The 18,495-nt window shown below is 55.0% G+C and carries 16 protein-coding genes; 1 reads left to right on the top strand and 15 read right to left on the bottom strand.

What is annotated here, in order from left to right; genetic code table 11:
- Positions 1 to 7: 7 nt before the first annotated feature.
- From MLE19_RS15240 to MLE19_RS15185, 12 genes are all read right to left on the bottom strand, one after another.
- Entirely contained in the window at positions 8 to 709 is a 702-nt protein-coding gene (locus tag MLE19_RS15240) for an HAD family hydrolase (protein WP_240718986.1), read from the bottom strand.
- Between the two features lie 97 nt (positions 710 to 806).
- Positions 807 to 2,330, bottom strand: a complete 1,524-nt coding sequence (locus tag MLE19_RS15235) for an amidohydrolase family protein (RefSeq protein WP_240718985.1) — start codon at positions 2,328 to 2,330, stop codon at positions 807 to 809.
- Positions 2,331 to 2,398: 68 nt separating this feature from the next.
- Positions 2,399 to 3,367: a Bug family tripartite tricarboxylate transporter substrate binding protein gene (locus MLE19_RS15230; RefSeq protein WP_240718984.1), complete on the bottom strand. Its 969-nt coding sequence runs from the start codon at positions 3,365 to 3,367 to the stop codon at positions 2,399 to 2,401.
- A 10-nt stretch (positions 3,368 to 3,377) separates the two neighbouring features.
- Positions 3,378 to 4,922: a tripartite tricarboxylate transporter permease gene (locus tag MLE19_RS15225; protein WP_240718983.1), complete on the bottom strand. Its 1,545-nt coding sequence runs from the start codon at positions 4,920 to 4,922 to the stop codon at positions 3,378 to 3,380.
- A complete protein-coding gene (locus tag MLE19_RS15220) occupies positions 4,919 to 5,404 on the bottom strand; it encodes a tripartite tricarboxylate transporter TctB family protein (RefSeq protein ID WP_240718982.1) in 486 nt (161 codons plus the stop codon). Before MLE19_RS15220 ends, MLE19_RS15225 begins: the two co-directional genes overlap by 4 nt.
- A 46-nt stretch (positions 5,405 to 5,450) precedes the next feature.
- The gene (hydA, locus tag MLE19_RS15215) at positions 5,451 to 6,905 is read right to left on the bottom strand and encodes a dihydropyrimidinase (RefSeq protein WP_240718981.1); all 1,455 of its coding nucleotides are present in this window, start codon (positions 6,903 to 6,905) and stop codon (positions 5,451 to 5,453) included.
- A 1-nt stretch (position 6,906) separates the two neighbouring features.
- Complete coding sequence (locus MLE19_RS15210) at positions 6,907 to 7,638, bottom strand: maleate cis-trans isomerase family protein (protein ID WP_240718980.1); 732 nt, start codon at positions 7,636 to 7,638, stop codon at positions 6,907 to 6,909.
- 34 nt (positions 7,639 to 7,672) lie between these two features.
- Entirely contained in the window at positions 7,673 to 8,425 is a 753-nt protein-coding gene (locus MLE19_RS15205) for an aspartate/glutamate racemase family protein (RefSeq protein WP_240718979.1), read from the bottom strand.
- A 19-nt stretch (positions 8,426 to 8,444) separates the two neighbouring features.
- Positions 8,445 to 9,812, bottom strand: a complete 1,368-nt coding sequence (locus MLE19_RS15200) for an amidohydrolase family protein (RefSeq protein ID WP_240718978.1) — start codon at positions 9,810 to 9,812, stop codon at positions 8,445 to 8,447.
- Positions 9,813 to 9,830: 18 nt separating this feature from the next.
- Positions 9,831 to 11,111 (bottom strand): TRAP transporter large permease, encoded by a 1,281-nt coding sequence (locus MLE19_RS15195; protein WP_240718977.1) that lies wholly within the window; start codon positions 11,109 to 11,111, stop codon positions 9,831 to 9,833.
- The gene (locus tag MLE19_RS15190) at positions 11,108 to 11,665 is read right to left on the bottom strand and encodes a TRAP transporter small permease (protein ID WP_240718976.1); all 558 of its coding nucleotides are present in this window, start codon (positions 11,663 to 11,665) and stop codon (positions 11,108 to 11,110) included. The genes MLE19_RS15195 and MLE19_RS15190 overlap by 4 nt, the downstream gene beginning before the upstream one ends.
- 8 nt (positions 11,666 to 11,673) lie before the next feature.
- The gene (locus MLE19_RS15185; RefSeq protein ID WP_240718975.1) at positions 11,674 to 12,675 is read right to left on the bottom strand and encodes a TRAP transporter substrate-binding protein; all 1,002 of its coding nucleotides are present in this window, start codon (positions 12,673 to 12,675) and stop codon (positions 11,674 to 11,676) included.
- Between the two features lie 361 nt (positions 12,676 to 13,036).
- On the opposite strand from MLE19_RS15185, the gene MLE19_RS15180 reads away from it, so the two are divergent.
- Positions 13,037 to 13,720 carry a GntR family transcriptional regulator gene (locus MLE19_RS15180; RefSeq protein WP_240718974.1) on the top strand — a complete coding sequence of 228 codons (684 nt, stop codon included), beginning with the start codon at positions 13,037 to 13,039 and terminating at the stop codon, positions 13,718 to 13,720.
- Between the two features lie 4 nt (positions 13,721 to 13,724).
- On the opposite strand, the gene MLE19_RS15175 is transcribed toward MLE19_RS15180, so the two are convergent.
- The 3 genes from MLE19_RS15175 to MLE19_RS15165 all read right to left on the bottom strand — a co-directional run bounded on the left by MLE19_RS15175 (position 13,725) and on the right by MLE19_RS15165 (position 18,477).
- On the bottom strand, positions 13,725 to 16,403 hold the full coding sequence (locus MLE19_RS15175) for a bifunctional diguanylate cyclase/phosphodiesterase (protein WP_240718973.1): 2,679 nt from the start codon (positions 16,401 to 16,403) through the stop codon (positions 13,725 to 13,727).
- Positions 16,404 to 16,531: 128 nt separating this feature from the next.
- Positions 16,532 to 17,836 carry a TRAP transporter large permease gene (locus MLE19_RS15170; RefSeq protein ID WP_240718972.1) on the bottom strand — a complete coding sequence of 435 codons (1,305 nt, stop codon included), beginning with the start codon at positions 17,834 to 17,836 and terminating at the stop codon, positions 16,532 to 16,534.
- 77 nt (positions 17,837 to 17,913) lie between these two features.
- Positions 17,914 to 18,477 carry a TRAP transporter small permease gene (locus tag MLE19_RS15165; protein WP_240718971.1) on the bottom strand — a complete coding sequence of 188 codons (564 nt, stop codon included), beginning with the start codon at positions 18,475 to 18,477 and terminating at the stop codon, positions 17,914 to 17,916.
- Positions 18,478 to 18,495 lie beyond the last annotated feature (18 nt).

Raw genomic sequence — 18,495 nt, 5'->3', positions numbered from 1 at the left:
CAAGGCGTTAGGCAGTGAAACGCCGGTTTGGCGTGATCGCCCGCCAGTCTAAGCGCCGCCAACCTTCAACGCTAGCCACCTCGGCCAGCACCGGGTCAGGGTTGACTGCCACAGGGCAATCCACGTATTGCAGCAGCGGTAGGTCATTACGGGAGTCTGAGTAGAATGTCGTGTGGCTAGGGGTGAGCTGCTGTTCAGTCAGCCACTGCTTTAGGCGCAGCACCTTACCGCCACGATATGAAAATATGCCTTCGCTTTGGCCGGTGTAGCGAGCGTCTTCATTCACGCCGCGCTCTACGCTCAGCTCCACCGCTAGCACGTGCTCTATTCCTAGCACCATCGCTACCGGCTCAACGAGATGGCGCGACGAAGCCGAGATCAACAGCAGGGTATCACCCGCCTGGCGATGCGCTTCCAGGCAGGCCCAGGCTTGATCGAAAATACGCGGCTGCAGGTGCATGGCCACAAAGCGCTCGACCTCTTTTTGCACATCCTTCACGCGTCGCCCTCGCAGCGGCGCGAGCGTCATGGCTAAGTACTCTTCCAGCTTAAGCTTGCCAGCGTGGTAGGCCCGTTGCATTTGATCCGCACGCGCCATAAAGGTCTCGGCATCGCTGATCCAACCTTGCTCTATCATCCATAAATTCCAGCGATCGCTGCAGTCTCCGTCCAGGAGGGTGTCATCAAGATCAAACAGGGCCAGACGCATGGGAGCACTCCTTTATCGCGGGTTGGCGGCGCGTAGGGTATGCCAAAGGTGATGACAAGACGATGACGCTGGTGGTTAATATAAATGGCGACAATCGTCAGTCATCAAATCTAGCAGCGATAGTGCCTGGGGCGAGCGGCAATGTCTGGCAGCGCTGCCAAATGCGTTCATAAGCAGGGCGTAAGGCTTCGGTCATTTGTTCGGCATTAGCAATCTCGGGCCTAAGCCGCTGCATAGCCTCGCTGATACGTTTGGATATCTCGCGTTGATCGAGGCGGGTTAATTTGCCATCTGCAACGACACATTCGCCCTCTACCAGCACGCTATGAATGCCGTTGCCGCTCTCCCCAAATACTAATTGGCGTAAAGGGTTATTCAGCGGCGTAAACGCAGGGGCATCCAACCGATAGAGCACCATGTCTGCACGCTGCCCAACCTTTAAGCAGCCCAGCTGTTTCTCAAGCCCAAGCGCTTTTGCGCCGCCTTGGGTAGCGGCATAAAAAGCCTCTTCAGCGCCCACCCAGCGGCGATAATCATTACCCCGCAGCTTGTGCAGCAGCGCCGTATTAGCAACTACACGTAGCATATCGGTGGTTTCCAATGAACCGCAGCCATCGGTGCCCAGGCTAACGTTGACCCCGGCATCCAGCAGTTGGCGAAGGGGCATCAAGCCCGAACCCAGCTTCAAATTACTATTGGGGTTATGTTGCACGCTGGCACCACTAGCGGCAATCCGCGCGATGTCATCATCCGTTAGCCACACGGAATGAATAAGCGACGTGCCTGGTGCCAGAAAGCCCAATTCATCCAAATGCTTAAACAGCGTTTTGCCGCGCTGGTGCCATGCTGAAGCCGCCTGTAGCCGAGTCTCCTGCACATGTATTATCACCGGCAAACCAGTGCGATCAGCCAGTGCGCGAACCTTTTTCAAGAGATCATCGGTGCAGCGTTGGGGGGCTGACGGTGCTAGCAGTACACCGACTCGATTGTCACGCGGGTGACGCGTTGCCGCCAGTGACTCAACAAAGCGCAAATACTCGGCGGCGGGCGTCGCGTTACCCGGCGCTAAACTGGCCAAGGTTCCATGGCTGCACTCTTCGTGGATAAACGGCACGCTTTCATGAAAAGGCACATCGAACAGCGTCGGCCCTACCAACGCACGAATCCCTATATCTTCATACGCCTTTAAGGCGGCCTGCACATGCTCAGGGTTTAAAACCGGTGACGCATTGAAATCATCGACAATACAGGTGGTGCCCGACAGCAAGGCTTGGCAAGCACCGACTAACGTTCGCAGGTAGATGTCATCAGCGGTCAGCGGTAGCGGCTTTGCTGGCCGTACGTAATTCATCCACAGCTCAAGGGGCAGTCGGTCGTAACGCCCCTTGTGGAAATTTTCATGGGAGTGGTGATGGCCGTTAATAAAGCCAGGCACGGTAAAGGTGTCGGAGGCATCTACCCGCTCTCCTTCCACTGGCTGGCTTCCCGATGGGCGGATGTCGTCAATCACGCCATTGCGAATGACGATATCCATCGGCTCAGTGCCGACAGAAACGCCATCCTCACTCAGCGCCAGCGTTCCCACTAGCGTTATGGTTTTGTGCATAGTGGTTTTATCCATATCGGTTTTCCATAGCGCACACAAACAAGCAGCTCCTGATCCAGAAGCTGCTTGAGCGGACGGCGTTTTTATTCGCCGAGGTAAGCAGCGCCCAGTGCGGCCTGCTCAGCCGTTAAGGCTTCAGCAAAGGCTTCATGGTCAAGAAACTGGATACCTGAGCCAATCTGGCCGATCAAGCGAAGAAAACCTTCATCCTGGGTTAAGCGCTCAAAGCCATCGCTGAGTTCAGCCACGACTTCAGGCGGTGTACCTGCGGGCGCCATCACTCCCCGCCAAAACTGGAAGACCACATCGTAGCCCTCTTCCTGGCAGGTGGGGATATCCGCATAGGCTTCAAAGCGCTCAGTGTCGGTTACACATAGACCCACCAGTGTACCCGCATCAAGGTGCTCGCCGACAACGCTTGGGTCACCCGCATAGGCCATGGTATTGCCACCCAACAGTTGGGTCACCGCAGGGCCGCCGCCACCAAGCTCTACGCCTCGCATATCAATATCCGCCGTGGACTTAAGCATTTCAAATACGGTAAAGGTAAAACCATTACGGTTATCGGAGCTGTAAACCAGCTCGTTGGGGTTGCCTTCGGCGTAATCGACTAGCTCTTCGATGGTTTGAAAAGGCTGATCCGGCGTAGTAACAAAAATCGCAGGGCTGTAATTGATGCGTGCTACGGCGACAAAATCATCCATTTCGTAAGGTAGGTCTTCGACTTGAGGGCGCAACGAGTTAATCGTTGGGTCACCAAACAACAACATGGTGCCATTTGGCGTACTACGCGCCACTTCAGCCGCAGCAACGGCACCACCACCGCCACCTCGAATGGTAGAAATTAGCGGGCGACCCAAGAAGTCCTCCCCCACCGCCGTGATAATACCAGCATGGAGTGAGTGCGACCCACCGGCTGGATACGGTGTTACGAAACGGATAGGTTCATCGGCTAAATGGCTATCTTGAGCTAGCGCTTGCCCAGCGGTGAGGGTCGCGGCGGCCGTAAATGAAGCGGCCATTAACGTACGAGCAAAAATGGGACGAGTCATGAGGTAACTCCTAGTGCTTTTGGGACGGGGAAGGAAGACGTTTAAAGCGCTTTTTAATAATTCCTGCCGTCGTTAGCCCACGCCAAGCCATCACGACAATGACCAGGGCTAATAAGACCAGCAGGATAAGGCTGCCTGGACGCGACCAGAAGATCGCCAGGCTGCCGTTTGAGAACACCAGCGATTGGCGCAGGGCGCTCTCAAAACCCGGCCCAAGTAACAGGCCAATAATCAGCGGTGCCACAGGAAACCCTGTACGCCGCATGACATAACCCAAACCACCGCCCGCCACTAATACCAGCAAATCAAAGGAGCTGGAGTTAACGGCGTAGGCACCACACAAACAGAGCAGCATGACGCAGGGATACAGCACGGTGGGGGGAATACGCGTAACTTGTTTGAGCCAGCGAATCGCGAGTAACCCAAAACCAAGCAGCAGCACATTGGTGACCAACAGCACTAAGAACATGCCAAATAGAAAGCCGGGATTTTGCTGGATCATCAACGGCCCTGGCATCATGCCCTGAGCCATTAAGGCACCGATAAGCACTGCTGTAATCGTGTCACCGGGGATGCCAAAGATGGTCATCGGAATAAGCGCGGCAGGGACGACAGCGTTGTTGCCTGACTCTGCGGCGGCCAGGCCTTCCAGTGAACCGTTACCAAATTTTTCTGGTTCGCGAGAACGCCCTCTCGCTACTCCATAGGCAATCCAACAGGCAATTTCAGCCCCTAACCCCGGTAGCGAGCCTAAAAATGCGCCTAACGTAGTGGAGCGAATAATCGTTGGTCGCAACGCCCAAAACTCCGCCCAGCGCAGCGGCTCGCCACCATGTTCCACCGCCCCTGCATGACTATTTTCTACCGAATGAGAGGGAGGATGAGTGAGCTGCATCAGAATTTCGCTGAGTGCGAACATGCCAATTAGCAACGGAATCAGCGATACCCCCGCTAATAAATCGGTGCTGCCGAAGGTAAACCGCTGATAGCCGGTCATAGGATCAAGGCCTACACAGGCAACCATTAGGCCTAGCCCTGCGGCAATCATGCCTTTGAGAAAGCTTTCACCGCTTACCGTTGCAATCATGGTCAGCGCAATCAGATAGAGCAGCGCAAACTCCGGTGAACCAAAACGAATTGCAATACTGGCCAGGGGGATGGCCACCACAATCAGCACCAAGGTGGCGAGAAAATCAGCCGCGACCGAGCTATACAAGCTCAGTTCAAGCGCCTTGCGCGACTTACCCTGTTGCGTTAGCGCATAGCCATCTTTAGCCGTTGCGGCCGCCGCTGCCGTTCCAGGGGTATTGACTAAAATGGCTGGAATAGAGCCGCCATAAATGGCCCCTTTGTAGATGCCCAGCAAAAACGGAATGCCGATAGTGGCGTCCATAAAAAAGGTAAAAGGAGCCAGCACTGCAACCGCCATGGTGGCGGTAAGCCCCGGCAGTGCGCCAATCAAAATACCACCGGCTAAGCCAGCGGAAAGCGCCAGAAAGGTCCACGGACTGGCCAGCATCGCCAACCCCTGCTGCAACACACTAAAATCAATCACAGCAGCATCCCCCGCGGAAAATAGATCCCCATCACCCCTTCAAACAGATGGATGACAACGGTAGGCGGAATAACGGCCAAGGCCAGCAGTACATACCAGCGCCGCTCACCAAAACACACTGCTAACAGTGGCACTGCCAACATGCTGACTAACCAAATACCCGCTACGTTGATCAATAACGCCATCGCCAGCATTAAGATAAACGCGATTAGCGCTACTCCGGTACGGCCCCGCTCAAATACAACGTTTGCGTTGGCCCGCCATGTCGCCAACAGCATGACCACCCCCAAGCCGGTGACCAACAGCGCCACAAGACCAGGAAAAAACGCCGCCGAGCCTATATCGCCCGGCGCGCCATAGGGGGGTGGTGTGCCGTGCACAATGCGCAAAAAGCTAACCCCAATCGCCACTATCCCAAACGCCAGCAACGACGAGAGCAGTTTGCCAATCAACAAAGGAGAGTTGGTCAGGGGCTTTCGCATCAGGTCGACTCCGCACGTATTAGCAGACGTGCTGCTGCTGAAAAGATCACCACGCGCCACCCCCTTCCGGCCGCGGTTTGGGCCGTGCGGGAGCAGGCAGGTCGCAGCGCAGAAAAGCTCCGCGCCCAGGCGTCCCTAAATAGTCGCCATCCCGCCAGACCACTTCGCCTCGCGACAGGGTCAAGGCGGGCCAAGCGGTGACGGGAATGCCTTCGTAGGGGGTGTAATCAACGCCATGATGTAAATCCACATTGCGAATAGTGCGCTCAAGGCCGGTATCCCAGATGACTAGATCTGCATCAGCACCAATAGCAATCGACCCCTTACGCGGATAAATCCCATACATGCGCGCAACATTGGTGGCCGTGAGCGCCACAAACTGCTGAATGGTAATTCTGCCGGTCTCTACCCCATGGCTAAACAGCAGTGCTAAGCGGGTTTCAAGCCCTGGAATACCGTTGGGAATGCGCGCAAAGCTGGCATCCTCACCTGCCGCAAACTTGCCCTGCGGCCCGTCAAAGGTGAACGGAGCATGATCGGAGGAGAACACCTGGAAAACGCCATTTTCTAATCCATCCCAGACGAATTGCTGATTCGCCTTATCGCGAGGAGGCGGGCTACAAATGCACTTGGCGCCATGGGGGTCATCATCAGGGTCATCATCTAAACCCAGGTCATCGGCGGTTAGAAATAAGTACTGGGGGCAGGTTTCGGCATAAACCCGTAAACCATGTTGGTGGGCCCAGCGCAGTTGTTCCATCGCTTCACGCCCAGACACATGCACAATCAAGATCGGCACATCGACCAGCTCGGCGTAGGCAATGGCACGGTGGGTAGCTTCGCGCTCAACCAGCATCGGTCTGGAGGCAGCGTGGTAACGGGGAGCTGTATGGCCATTGGCGAGCAGGCGCTCGGTTAACCAGGCAATGCAGTCGGCATTTTCGGCGTGGACCATCACCATGGCACCGTGTTCACGGGCAACCGCCAGCACATCAATGATTTCACGATCCGCTAGCTTCAGATCGTCATAGGTCATGTAGATTTTAAACGAGGTGTAACCTTCGCGGATTAGCGCAGGCAGCTCTACTGCTAACACGTCAGGCGTAGGGTCGGTGACGATCAGGTGGAAGGCATAGTCGATGCACGCCTTGCCCTCCGCCCGGTGGTGATAATCCTCCACCGCGGCCCGCAGGCTCTGACCCTTAATTTGGCAGGCAAAAGGGAATACGGTTGTTGTGCCGCCGCAGGCTGCCGATCGCGTTCCTGTTAAGAAATCGTCAGCCATTTTAGAGCCATCGGAAGTCGGCTGATCCAGATGGCAGTGGCCATCAATGCCGCCAGGCAGTACCCAGCGCCCTGCCGCGTCGATTTCTTCCTTCCCTGCCGCCAGCGCATTGCCTAGAGCAACAATCACGCCATCGCGGATGCCAATATCGGCGTCAAAAACATCGGCGGCAGTGGCACAGCGCGCCCGGCGAACCACTAAATCGAACTCAGCCATATTACAGCGTCCCTTCCATCAAGCGTCCCCAGCCGGTGACCGGCGTAGTGGCATGCCCCGTCATACGCAGCATTTTCCACACCACCGTCGCGGTAGTATCCAACACCGGCACGCCTAGCTCCGCTTCCCACTGGGCCACCAGTTGAGCAGAATTGAGGTTGGTGCAGGCGACCACTATCAAGGGAGCGCCCTGCTCAGCCACCCGCCGTACTTGGGCCGTGAGGGTCTCTGCGCTCACCTCAGCAAAGGCAAAGTTTTCACTGATACTAAGGTGGTCTTCCGCAACAATACTGAAGCCTTCGGCGTGGTAATTCGCCAAGATGCGCTGCTGTACGTCGTCGGTATAAGGCGTTACCAGACCAAATTCACGTACATCGTGCTCGGTCATGATCTCGTTGAGCGCCAGCATGGATGTGGTGGCTTGAATGCCAGTTTCAGCCTTAATGCGCTGGCACAGAGTGACATCATGGTCAAAGCCAAGCCAACCGGCTGAAGTGCCGCTCCAACCAATCACATCGACCCGGGCATCGGCGAGCAGCTTGGCGGCAGCCAGCACATGGGTATCGTCAAATTGGCCCAATGCGCGCTGACTTAGCGCTATTTCAGTAACGCCGAAACGAGAAAAGTGCGCGGTGACGCCAGGCACTTGAGCCACCATCGCCGAGGTCAATGGCTCAAGCGCAGTATTTGAAGAGGGTGTTAAAACACCAAAACGGCTACGGGGCATGGTCATGGTCGTGCTCCAAAATTTATATGCGGTGTTTGCCTTACGATATGCGCTGCCGCCCAATTAATTGGCCCAGGGCGGGCGACAATCCCGTCCAGCTTTTTTCAGGTGGTACGGCGTAGCTGCCCGCAGAGGCTTTGTGGGGGTTGAGGCGTGCTAATAGCTCTGCCTGATGTACGGCACAGCTCACACCATCCACTACCGGCACCGGAATTCGCTCGGCAACGCTGCGGGCCAACCCTGCCAGCGGTGCGCCTGCAATAATCAACACATCGGCTCCGTCTTCGCGTACGGCGGCTTCGCATAGCGCCACTAGCTGTTCACCCTTATCCTGCTGAACACTGCCAATATTCGGCAGCGGTTCGTCTAAGCAGCGGATACTGGCCAGTCGCGAGGTCATCCCGTAGCGGTCAACGGTTTCGCTGTACCAGGCGCGAATACGCTGCGAAATTGCCACAATACCGATGCGACCACCCAGCATGGCGGCACTCATCAGCGCACTTTCGGTAAGCCCGACCACTGGAATCGGCAGCATTTCACGGGCGGCTTCTAAGCCAGGGTCGCCAAAGGCGGCAATGATCGCGGCGTCATGTCCGGCATAGTGTTCAGCAAGCTCATTCAATGTCGCATAGGCCCCGATGGCTGCTTCAGCGCGGGTTTCGATATAGGCAACCCCAAAGGCAGCCGTGCGCAGCGTCAACTGTGTATCGCCGCTTGCCGAGCGCTGCGCCTCAGCAGCGATAAGGTCGGTGACACTTTGTGAGATATTAGGATTAACGATTAGTAGCTTCATAAAGGCAGTCTCCACCGCATCAAACCTGAGACCGGGCGTGCGCCCAGAGCGCTTCAGCCGCGTGCTGCGCATCGGCCAGCAATGCGGGTGTATCGGCCAAGCACAGCTCGCCGTCTTCAACCACTATCTGGCCGTTACATACCACCATCTCGACATCCCGCCCTTGAGCGGTGTGTACCAAGTTGCCCAGAGCGTTAATCAGCGGCACTAAGTGCGGGCGACGGAAGTCAAACACCACTAAATCAGCGCGTTTGCCGGGAGTGAGAGAGCCCAGTTCAGCATCCAGCCCTAACGCTTTTGCGCCCCCTAGGGTGGCCATTTCCAACACGTGATGAGGCTGCCAAGTGTCGTTAATCTCGCTCTCCTGCACCCGACCCATAATCAGCGCCCAGCGCATCACTTCCACCATATCGCCGTGCATGTTGTCGGTGCCCAGGGCAAGGTTTGCGCCTGCTTCGCGTAACCGCGTGGTAGGTGCAATACGCCCGCCGGTGGCATTTCCCCGAGGGATATGGGCAATGTTCGTGCCTGTACGGCCAATACGCTCAATATCGCTGTCGGTCACGTACATGCAGTGGGCGGCGGTAAACCGAGGGCCTAGCAGCCCCACATCTTCCAGCAGCTCACTAGGCGTCATCCCGTCACGCTCTATCACTCGACGGTTCTCTTTAACGCTTTGGGAAAGGTGGCCATTAACGTGAATACCCAGTGCATCGCGGGCAGTGGCAACTTTGGCTAATAAGGCACGGGAGCAGGTATCAGGCGCATGGGCAGCAAGCTCGACGCCTAAGCGGCCATCCAACTTGCCCTGCCAGCGCTCGTGAAGGGCAATGGCTTCATTTAGCGTTCGCTCGCCAATTGCATCGCGATGCTCCCAGATCCCCTCGTGCACACGGCTGAAATCCACATCGTGGATGCGCCCACAGGTAATCACCCGCATACCTAGCTCACCCATGGCAGGAAGCGTTAAGTCGGCATGCACATAGCTGTCGTTAATCAGCGTTGAACCAAACAGCAGCGCTTCGGCGGCCCCTAACCGTGCCAAGGCAACGGCTTCCTCTTCGCTCACTTCATGACCATGGGGCACACCGGGCGTATACGCTGGAGCGAACCCCATATCTTCCGCGACACCGCGCACCATGCTCAGAATGGTGTGGGTATGCACATTGACGAAGCCTGGGGTAATCACTCGGCCGGTTAAATTAAGAGTACGGCGCGCAGGGGGTAGCGGCTGTGCCGGATCGTTTGGGCCTACCTCGACTAAGCGACCTTGATGAATCACTAAGCGGGCATTTGGAATTTCGCCCAGCTGTGGATCAACCGTCAGCACTCGAGCGCCATGAATAACCAAATCAGCGGGATGCTGAGCATCGAATGGTTGCGTCATTATCTGCTCCGATAACATTTAATAGCCAAGCGCGCGGGGCAGCGCGGTGACGAGCTGGGGAACAAAGATGCAGAGGGCAAGCACCGCGAATTGGAAGGCCACAAAGGGCAGCGACTCTTTCACAAGCTGCATCATGGGCACCTTGGTGATGCCGCTCATGACGAAATAGAGCACACCTACCGGCGGTGTCATCATGCCGACGACCAGGTTGTACATAAACAGAAAGCCGAAATAGAGCGGGTCGATGCCATAGGTCAGCGCAACCGGCGCAAACAGAGGCACCAGCATGATGTAGGCGGCGTTAGATTCTATGAGCATGCCAACCACGACCAGCAGCGCCATGGTGAGCAAAATGAAGGTCATCGGGTCGCTGGTCAGCTCCTGAATAAAATCAGATAGCATCATCGGCACCATCTCGACGGTGAAGATGAACGTCAGCACAGAAGCAAACGCAATCAGCGCACCGACCATGGCCGACGTGACCGCAGCACGGTATAGACAGCCCGGCAGGTCGGAAATTTTCAGCCGCCGCGTGACGACAAAACCGATCAGCGCGGAGTACACCACGGCGATGGCAGCGCCCTCGGTAGCGGTAAAAATGCCGCCGACAATACCGCCTACGACAATCACTGGCATCATAATGATGACCATCGCGCGCCGCCCTTGGTGCAACACATTGGCCAGATTAAAACGCTCGCCAGTGAGCGGATAACCCCGCTTCCACGAGATCCAGCTGGCAATCACCATAAAGCCAACGGCTAACAAAATGCCGGGCAGAATACCGGCGATAAAGAGCCCGCCCACGGAGACCGAAGAGCCCGCCATCAGCGCATACACGATCATGGCATTACTGGGGGGAATCACCGGCCCCAAATTAGCGGCAGAGGCAATAACTGCCCCTGAGTAAGCATCGGGATAGTACTTGCGTAGCGAGGGAACCAAGGTGCTGCCCATGGCGCTGGCACTTGCAACCGCGGCACCGCTGACGGAGGCAAAGATAGTTCCTGACGTGATCGTCACATGGGCCAAACCGCCGTGCATCCGCCCAACCAAGCTGTTCGCGAAGGCTATGAGTCGATCCATAATGCCAGCACGCACCATTAGCTCACCGGCCAACATAAATAGCGGAATAGCCATTAAGGGGAAGCTATTAACCGCATGCATCATGCGCTGCGGCATGACCACCAATTCAAAATCGAGCATCCACAGGCCCGCTAGCGAGCCAAAACCAAGCGCAAAAGCCAACGGCATACCGAAAAAAGCCAGGGCCAGGAACAAGCCAATTGCCATCCACGTCATGACAACTCCTCCCATGTACGCGATCCACCCCATGCGAGCAGGGCCAAGTGCAAAAAGGCGTGCGCACCGCAAATCAGTACGGCGATGTAGTAGATGGCAGAGGTTATCGGCAGGGTCGGCATCAGCTCTGGCCAGCGATCAACTGTCGCGACCCACGCGCCGACCATCACCATCAGCATTAGCAGCGTGGAAACGCCTGCCATCAGACGAAACAGAACCTCCTTCAACCAGGCGGGCATCATCATCACAAACAGATCAATACCGACATGCACCCCGTGTTTAACGCCATGGGGGATGGCCAGAAAAATCGCCCACACGAAGCACAAGCGCGAGAGTTCGTCTGCAGCATCAATGGAGGAGCCAAGCACATAGCGCCAGAACACCTGAAGCGCCACGATGGTCACCATTAGCGCCATGACAGCAACAATGCCCCAGTAGGTAACGGCATCTAAGCGCTCAACGACCCATTTCGCACGTTTAAACGCGGTGCTTAAATGCGGGGGCGCTGGCCCCCGCTTAGTATCAACTTGGGGTGATGCAGAGGTAGGTGTCATGGCCGGTCTCACAGTGCTGCTTCAGCTTCCTGGGTGACCAACTCAATGAACGCAGGGTCTATACGCTCTTTGAGACTTTCAGTGACTTCCAACGTAGCTTCGCGCAGTTCAGCCCGTAGCTCCGGTGAGATCGGCGTAAACTCCATACCGTCTGCAATTAACTGCTCACGCCACGCTTCCTCTTCATCAGCGGCGGCTTCACGCTGCCACGCCATTGCATCCGCCATGGCTGAATCAATAATGGCGCGGTGCTCTTCTGAGAGGCGCTCGTAGCTACGCTGGTTAGCAACGGCATTGATAAAGTCATAGAAGTGGCCGCTATCTGAGAGGTACTCCTGCACTTCGTTAAAGCGACGGCTGGCGATGATGTTGTAAGGGTTTTCCTGACCATCGAGGACACCCTGCTGAAGTGCTGAATAAAGCTCGGACACATCCATAGAAACAGGGTTAGCACCCAGTGCACGGAAGGTCTGCAGGTGAACCTCATTAGGCTGCAGGCGAATGCGCATGCCCGCAAAATCTTCAACCGAGGTAATCGGGCGCAAGTTATTCGTCACGTGCCGAAAACCCAATTCACCATAGCCAAGGTTAACGAAACCAAGCCCTAGCATCTTTTCATCCAACTGCTCACCAACGGGCCCGTCCATAACGGCGAACGCCTGTTCACGGTTATCGAACAGAAAGGGGAGGCTGACCGCTTCATACTCAGGGATGGAGCGCGTGAAGTAAGCGATCGACGTGAAAACAGCGAAGATAGTGCCAGAGCGAACTTGGTCGACGTTTTCAGTAGCGCCGCCTAGCTGCATAGCGGGAAACAGATCAATTTGAATCTCGCCGTCAGACTCGCTCTCTACCTGCTCTTTGAACACCTCCATCGCGCGTGAGACAGAGTGATCGGTGGGGAAGTTGCCCGCTACACGCAGTCGTTCAGCCGCCTGTAGTGATGAGGAGAATAGCGTTGCAGCCGTCAACAGCGAGGCCAGTTTTACAACGTTAGCTTTAGAGATCATGGGGAGGCTCCAGCGGTTTCATAAAGTAGTCATCGCATGCTCGCGCAATCGATTACCTAAAAATGAAGCAGCAATCCTCATGCCATACAGACATTGGCGGTTAAAAAAATGGACTTAAATGCAGCACAAACCGATGATTTAAAATAGAATTAAAAGGGTATAAAAAATATCATAGTGATATTGTTTAATAAATTGCATACAATTTATTAAACATAATAATGCACAAAATTGATGCCATTTCGCATGGAGATTGCACTTGAATAGTGCGATTTTCCAATTCTAAAACGTTTTGAACACAGCACTACTGACCCCCTTGCCGTTACGGCATACTGAACACAGTTTTCGACAGGATAAGATGACCATGGACGCCGCCCCGACTAGCAAGCCTGCCATCGAGCAAATAGCCGAGCGCATTACTGATGCGGTAATGGAGCACCGGTTACCGCCTGGCATTAAGCTTGTAGAGGAGAAGCTAGCAAGTGCCTTTGGCGTTAGCCGGACCAAAATTCGTCAGGCCCTCACCCTACTTGCTAAAGAGGGGCTGGTAACGCTACATGCCAATCGAGGTGCATTTGTTACCCGCCCAAGTGCTGCTGAAGCACGCGACTTATTCGCAACTCGACGGCTTGTTGAACCCGAAATAGTACGTAATGTAATTGCTCGCGCCTGCGAACATGACTTGGCTCGATTGCGCCAACATTTAGTCGCCGAGGCGGACGCTCGGCAGGAAGGAGACCGGAGAAAAATCATTCGCCTCTCTGGCCAGTTTCATATGCTACTGGCAGAAGTCAGCGGTAATAAATTCATAGAAAAATTGATGGCCGAACTGTGCCCATTGACCTGCTTAATCATTGCGCTTTACGACGCACCTCAAACGCCTGCCTGCCCTGAAGATGAGCACAGGTTAATAGTCGACGCCATTGCCGCTCATGATGAGGCTGCGGCTATTAAGCTAATGCTGCATCATTTAAAACACATTGAGTGTGAACTACAGTTAGACGCCGAACCTAAACATGAAATTCATTGGGAAACACTTTACGGCTAGCCCCTTACGCGGGTGATAACCACATCGCCGCAAACTCATCGGCCGGTAATGGACGGCCAAACCAGTAGCCTTGGGCTTCATTACACCCCATTTCGGCCAGCAGACGTGCTTGTTCCTGGGTCTCGACACCCTCGGCCACGGTCTTCATCTCGAGCGCTTGCGCCATGGCAATGATGGTTTGCACGATGGTGCGGTCGTGGCGATTATCGAGCATTTCACGCACAAAGGAGATATCGATTTTCAATGCATCGGTGGCGAAACGTCGCAAATAAGCGAGTGACGAGTAGCCCGTGCCAAAGTCGTCGATAGAGAGAGCGTAACCCGCCTTACGCATGGCGTGAGTAATTTCCACGGCTTGGTCGAGGTCGCGCATAAAGTCGCTTTCGGTAAGCTCCAGCGAGATGGCATTCGTCGGAACGCCAGCCGTTAGTTGCGCAATGTGTTGGGTTAGCTCTGGGTCAGCAAACTGTTGGGCGGAAATATTGATCGACAGCCGACCCGGCAGTGCCTGCTTGTTTTGCGTTCCCCAGGCCATTAGTTGCCTTGCGGACTCCTCCAGCACCCAATCTCCCAATCCTCGAATTAAACCGCGCTCTTCAGCGAGAGGAATAAACTCACCCGGGCTCACCCAGCCCCACTCTGCATCGTGCCAGCGGCATAGCGCTTCAGCGCCTGTCAGCCGCCCGTTAGTGAGGTCTACCTGCGGCTGAAAATAGAGCTGCAACCGCTGTTCGCTAATAGCAGCGCTAAGCCGCTCGCTCATCAGTTGGCGCCGTTGTAGCGCATAACGCATGGTTTGAGTATAGGGACAGATGCTGTTTTCGCGCCGCTTGGCGTGGTGAAGTGCAATGCTGGCAGCGTTAAATAACTCGCCTGCTTTAGCGACATCTTGAGGGTAATGGGCAAAACCAATGCTGACATCAAGATGAAAAACGCGGCGCTCCAGATGCAGCGGCTGCGTGACGACTGCGCGCAGCTGCTCAATAAGATCATTGACGTGATCCTCATCAGCATCGACCAACAGCAAGGCGAATTCATCACCGGATAAGCGCGCCAGCGAGCCAGCCGTATGGCTGATCCGATGTAAACGATCCGCCACGGTGATCAGTAATTGATCTCCCACCTGATGGCCGTGCAGGTCATTCACTTCTTTAAAGCGACGAATATCCAATAACAGTAGCGAAAGCCCATGCTCACGTTGATGAGCCTCTTTCCACATTGTCCCTAGCAGCTCCATGAAACGAACACGGTTAGGCAAGCCAGTGGTGCTATCGGTATAGGCCAATTGGTGCATATGCCGATGGTCCCGGCGGCGCTCAAGCTCTGCCGCGGCGCCGGTAGAGAGGATTTGTAATACTGAGGTGGCAAACGCATTGGTGGTTAGTGGTTGGCGGTAAAAAACCATCATTACACCAATGGCTTCACCGTTGGCGTTGTCCAAGCGGCGGCCAATCCAAGCCCTGACCGGCAGCAGAGTACCTGCTAGCAGAAGCGGCGGGCTATCATGTACCACCGCTTCCCGCTCTAGCACCACCTGTTCGCTCGGTGACTCTTTTAATGCAAAGGTGTGCTGTTCAAGCGATTTTCCCTCTACCACCATGCTGACGGTGGTCGCCTGACCATAGACTTCTTCGCTTCCCTGGGGCGATGTATGCAGCAGCGCAATAAAACCCGCATCGGCTTCCAGCACTTCAACCAAGGTGGCAATCAATTGTTGAAAATAATCATCGCCGACTCGCGTGGTGACCGTAGAAGCCACTTGCAGCACGGCGTTTTGCACCCGCTGTGACTCTTGTTGATCGGTGACATCAGAGATAAAGCCTTCCAGACAAACAATCTCACCGGCATCATCTATAACGGCCTGGCCCTGTTCCCAAATCCAGCGGTGGCTGCCGTCACGGTGTTGCAATCGATACACCACACGATAAGGCCGTTTACTCGCTATGGCCGACTGTACCTCCTTGAAGAGCTTGTCTTGATCCTCAGGATGAATCAAAGCGGCAAAGCTGATAACCCGGTTGCCTTGCAACTCATCAGGCCGATACCCCGTTAACGCTTCCGCCCCCTGACTAACCAGTTGCATGGTCCATTCGCGGTCATTTAAACAACGATAGGCCATGCCTGGGAGGTGATTAAGCAGCGTATCCAAGCGGCGCTCGCTCTCGCGCGCAACTTCTTCACTTTTTCTTAATGCCTGTTCCGCTTTTTGACGGCCAAGCTCTGCCCCTGCTTGGGCTGCAGCTATACGTAGTATTTCACTTGATAAACCATCGGTATGCATCGGTGCATTTTTGAGTACCGATAACAACCCTACCGGGGAGCCATCCGCTGCCAATAGAGGTAACCCCATATAGCTCTCGGCACCGAGCTCATTGAGCAGGCTATTGTTGGGGAAGCGTAACTGAACATCGCAATCATATAGGCAGAATTCACGGCCCAAGGCGGTTTCGCAGGGGGTGCCTGATAATGAGTAAGTAAAGTTGGCTTGAAGTGCACCATTTGACCAAACGGCCAAGGTTTCGGCCATCCCTTGCTCAGCAACAGCGGCTACCAATACATGTTCAACACCTAATATGGCAGCTAAACGCTCCACTAGCGTTGCATAAAAGTTAGGACTTCCACTCTGTCCCACGCCTTCTGCCAGTTGGCGGAAGATATCGGCCGCGTTATTCCACATGCGCATTGGTGGGCTCACCTATTCCCGCTTTTTCTTCAGCTTAGCGCGAAGTGTCGCGACAAAGAAGCACCCGTTAAACATCCAGGCAGCCATGGCGGCCGCTTGGATGTTTAATTGTGGTCGATGGCGGGCGTTTAGCGAGTCATTGCCTCCGGTAAATAGAGGGCAATACCGGGGAAGAGATGCATTAAGGCAATCGCCAGCAGCATCAATAGGAAGAACGGCAGCGTGGCTTTGGTAATGGTTAAAATATCCTTGCCCGTCAGGCCCTGAATCACGAACAGGTTAAAACCAACCGGCGGCGTGATCTGGGACATTTCAACGACGATCACCAAATAAATACCAAACCAGATGAGGTCAAACCCTGCCGCACTCACCAGCGGCATAATAATCGCTGTGACCAGCAGTATTAGTGAAATTCCGTCGAGAAAACAACCCATTATTAGCAGCAGCAACGTCAGCGCAATCAACAACATTGTCGGTGAAAGCCCCATTTCACCAATTGCCTGAGCCAGCTTCATGGGCACTTGGGTAAAGCCCATGGCCGAGGTCAAAAACGACGCACCAGCAATGATGAAGGCGATCATGCAAGCAGTACGAACAGCGGCAAACAGCGAGCTTTTGAAGATATTGCGGTCAAAGTGACCATTGAAGCGGGCAATAACAATCGACAGCACTACACCGACCGCTGCGGCCTCAGTGGGTGACGCCAAGCCGCCATAAATCGAGAAGATAATCCCACCAATGAGCAGCAGAATTGGCATAAGAGACCAGGTGTTACGCAGTTTCTCGGCAAAGCTCATGCCCGACTCATCCTCACCGGTCAGCCCTTCGCGGTTGCCTTTAAGCAGCGCCCACAGAATGAGATAACTCATAAACATTGCCAGTATCATCAGGCCTGGGCCGATGCCGGCCATAAACAGCCTGGAGATCGACTGCTCGGTGACAACGCCGTAGACGATCAACACGATGGAAGGTGGAATGAGCAATCCCAGTGTCGAGGCGCTGGCCAGGGTGCCAATCGCCATATTGCTGTCGTAGCCCCTCCGCTCTAACTCCGGTAGCGTCATTTTACCCACCGTGGCACAGGTAGCAGCCGAAGAGCCGCAGACCGCTGCAAACATACCGCTGCCAATAATATTGGTATGCAGCAAACGGCCCGGCAGACGGTTTAACCAGGGCGAAAGGCCACGGAACATATTATCGGCGAGCCCGGAGCGGAACAGAATCTCACCCATCCAGATAAACATGGGCAGTGCAGTAAGGTCCCAACCGTAGCTTGCTCCCCAAAAATCGGAGGCCAAAATAGACGCGGGTGAAAACGAGCTGAAGAACTCTAGCGCAATCCAGGCAGTACCGATCAGCGCAAAGGCGATCCACACCCCGCTCCCCAGCAGCAACACGAGGGTAAATATAGTGGCGAGACTTAATAGCAGCACGAGAAGCTCTCCGGTTTAGGGGGCAGAGGCACTTTCAACACAGGTGTCGTTAGCAGAACGTGAGTTAAGGTCGCCATTTAGTATCCCTCACTGTCATCAGGGGCGGTGGCTTCGCGAAAACTAGATGGGTCGCGAATGGCAATACGAAGCGCCATATAAAGGGCTTCGGCCAGCGCCAAACAGAGCAGCGCCACGCTGGTCGCGAGCACAAGCTGAGGAATCCAGAGCGGAATCGACACAAACCCTGAAGAGACATCGTTGTACTGCAGACTCTCTCTTGCCAACCCAACTAGGCCATAGCTGAGTAATAGGCTGATCACCAGGGCGATGATGAGCCCAAACACTTCGAACCACACACGGATGGCCGATGGTAGCCGAGTAATTAGTAGCGTCACGCGGATATGAGCGTGATGCACGAAAGTGTAGGCCAACCCCAGAAAGGTCGCGCCAACCAGAAGATAAGAAGCAATTTCCGAAACGCCGGTAATACTTAGCCCCAGGCGGCTCAAACCCACCAACACCAGCAAAGCATCTACCAAACGGAAGGTCACCTGAAGCGCTATTAGTGCACAGATAGCCACCATACACGCCGCCGCCCCCCAAGCACCCAAGCGATAGAGCTTGTCGAATTTAAACGTCATGTTCGCAGCCTCACGAAG

Origin of the sequence: Vreelandella neptunia, assembly GCF_022489065.1 — a bacterium.
In the GTDB taxonomy this organism is placed as follows: Bacteria; Pseudomonadota; Gammaproteobacteria; order Pseudomonadales; family Halomonadaceae; genus Vreelandella; species Vreelandella neptunia_A.
This window is presented reverse-complemented; position numbering and strand designations above follow the sequence as displayed.

What these genes read in the sequence shown, in the direction of transcription:
- MLE19_RS15240 (WP_240718986.1), bottom strand. Translation starts at nt 709, where the DNA reads ATGCGTCTGGCCCTGTTTGATCTTGATGACACCCTCCTGGACGGAGAC.
- MLE19_RS15235 (WP_240718985.1), bottom strand. Translation starts at nt 2,330, where the DNA reads ATGGATAAAACCACTATGCACAAAACCATAACGCTAGTGGGAACGCTG.
- MLE19_RS15230 (WP_240718984.1), bottom strand. Translation starts at nt 3,367, where the DNA reads ATGACTCGTCCCATTTTTGCTCGTACGTTAATGGCCGCTTCATTTACG.
- MLE19_RS15220 (WP_240718982.1), bottom strand. Translation starts at nt 5,404, where the DNA reads ATGCGAAAGCCCCTGACCAACTCTCCTTTGTTGATTGGCAAACTGCTC.
- hydA (WP_240718981.1), bottom strand. Translation starts at nt 6,905, where the DNA reads ATGGCTGAGTTCGATTTAGTGGTTCGCCGGGCGCGCTGTGCCACTGCC.
- MLE19_RS15210 (WP_240718980.1), bottom strand. Translation starts at nt 7,638, where the DNA reads ATGACCATGCCCCGTAGCCGTTTTGGTGTTTTAACACCCTCTTCAAAT.
- MLE19_RS15205 (WP_240718979.1), bottom strand. Translation starts at nt 8,425, where the DNA reads ATGAAGCTACTAATCGTTAATCCTAATATCTCACAAAGTGTCACCGAC.
- MLE19_RS15200 (WP_240718978.1), bottom strand. Translation starts at nt 9,812, where the DNA reads ATGACGCAACCATTCGATGCTCAGCATCCCGCTGATTTGGTTATTCAT.
- MLE19_RS15195 (WP_240718977.1), bottom strand. Translation starts at nt 11,111, where the DNA reads ATGACGTGGATGGCAATTGGCTTGTTCCTGGCCCTGGCTTTTTTCGGT.
- MLE19_RS15190 (WP_240718976.1), bottom strand. Translation starts at nt 11,665, where the DNA reads ATGACACCTACCTCTGCATCACCCCAAGTTGATACTAAGCGGGGGCCA.
- MLE19_RS15185 (WP_240718975.1), bottom strand. Translation starts at nt 12,675, where the DNA reads ATGATCTCTAAAGCTAACGTTGTAAAACTGGCCTCGCTGTTGACGGCT.
- MLE19_RS15180 (WP_240718974.1), top strand. Translation starts at nt 13,037, where the DNA reads ATGGACGCCGCCCCGACTAGCAAGCCTGCCATCGAGCAAATAGCCGAG.
- MLE19_RS15175 (WP_240718973.1), bottom strand. Translation starts at nt 16,403, where the DNA reads ATGCGCATGTGGAATAACGCGGCCGATATCTTCCGCCAACTGGCAGAA.
- MLE19_RS15165 (WP_240718971.1), bottom strand. Translation starts at nt 18,477, where the DNA reads ATGACGTTTAAATTCGACAAGCTCTATCGCTTGGGTGCTTGGGGGGCG.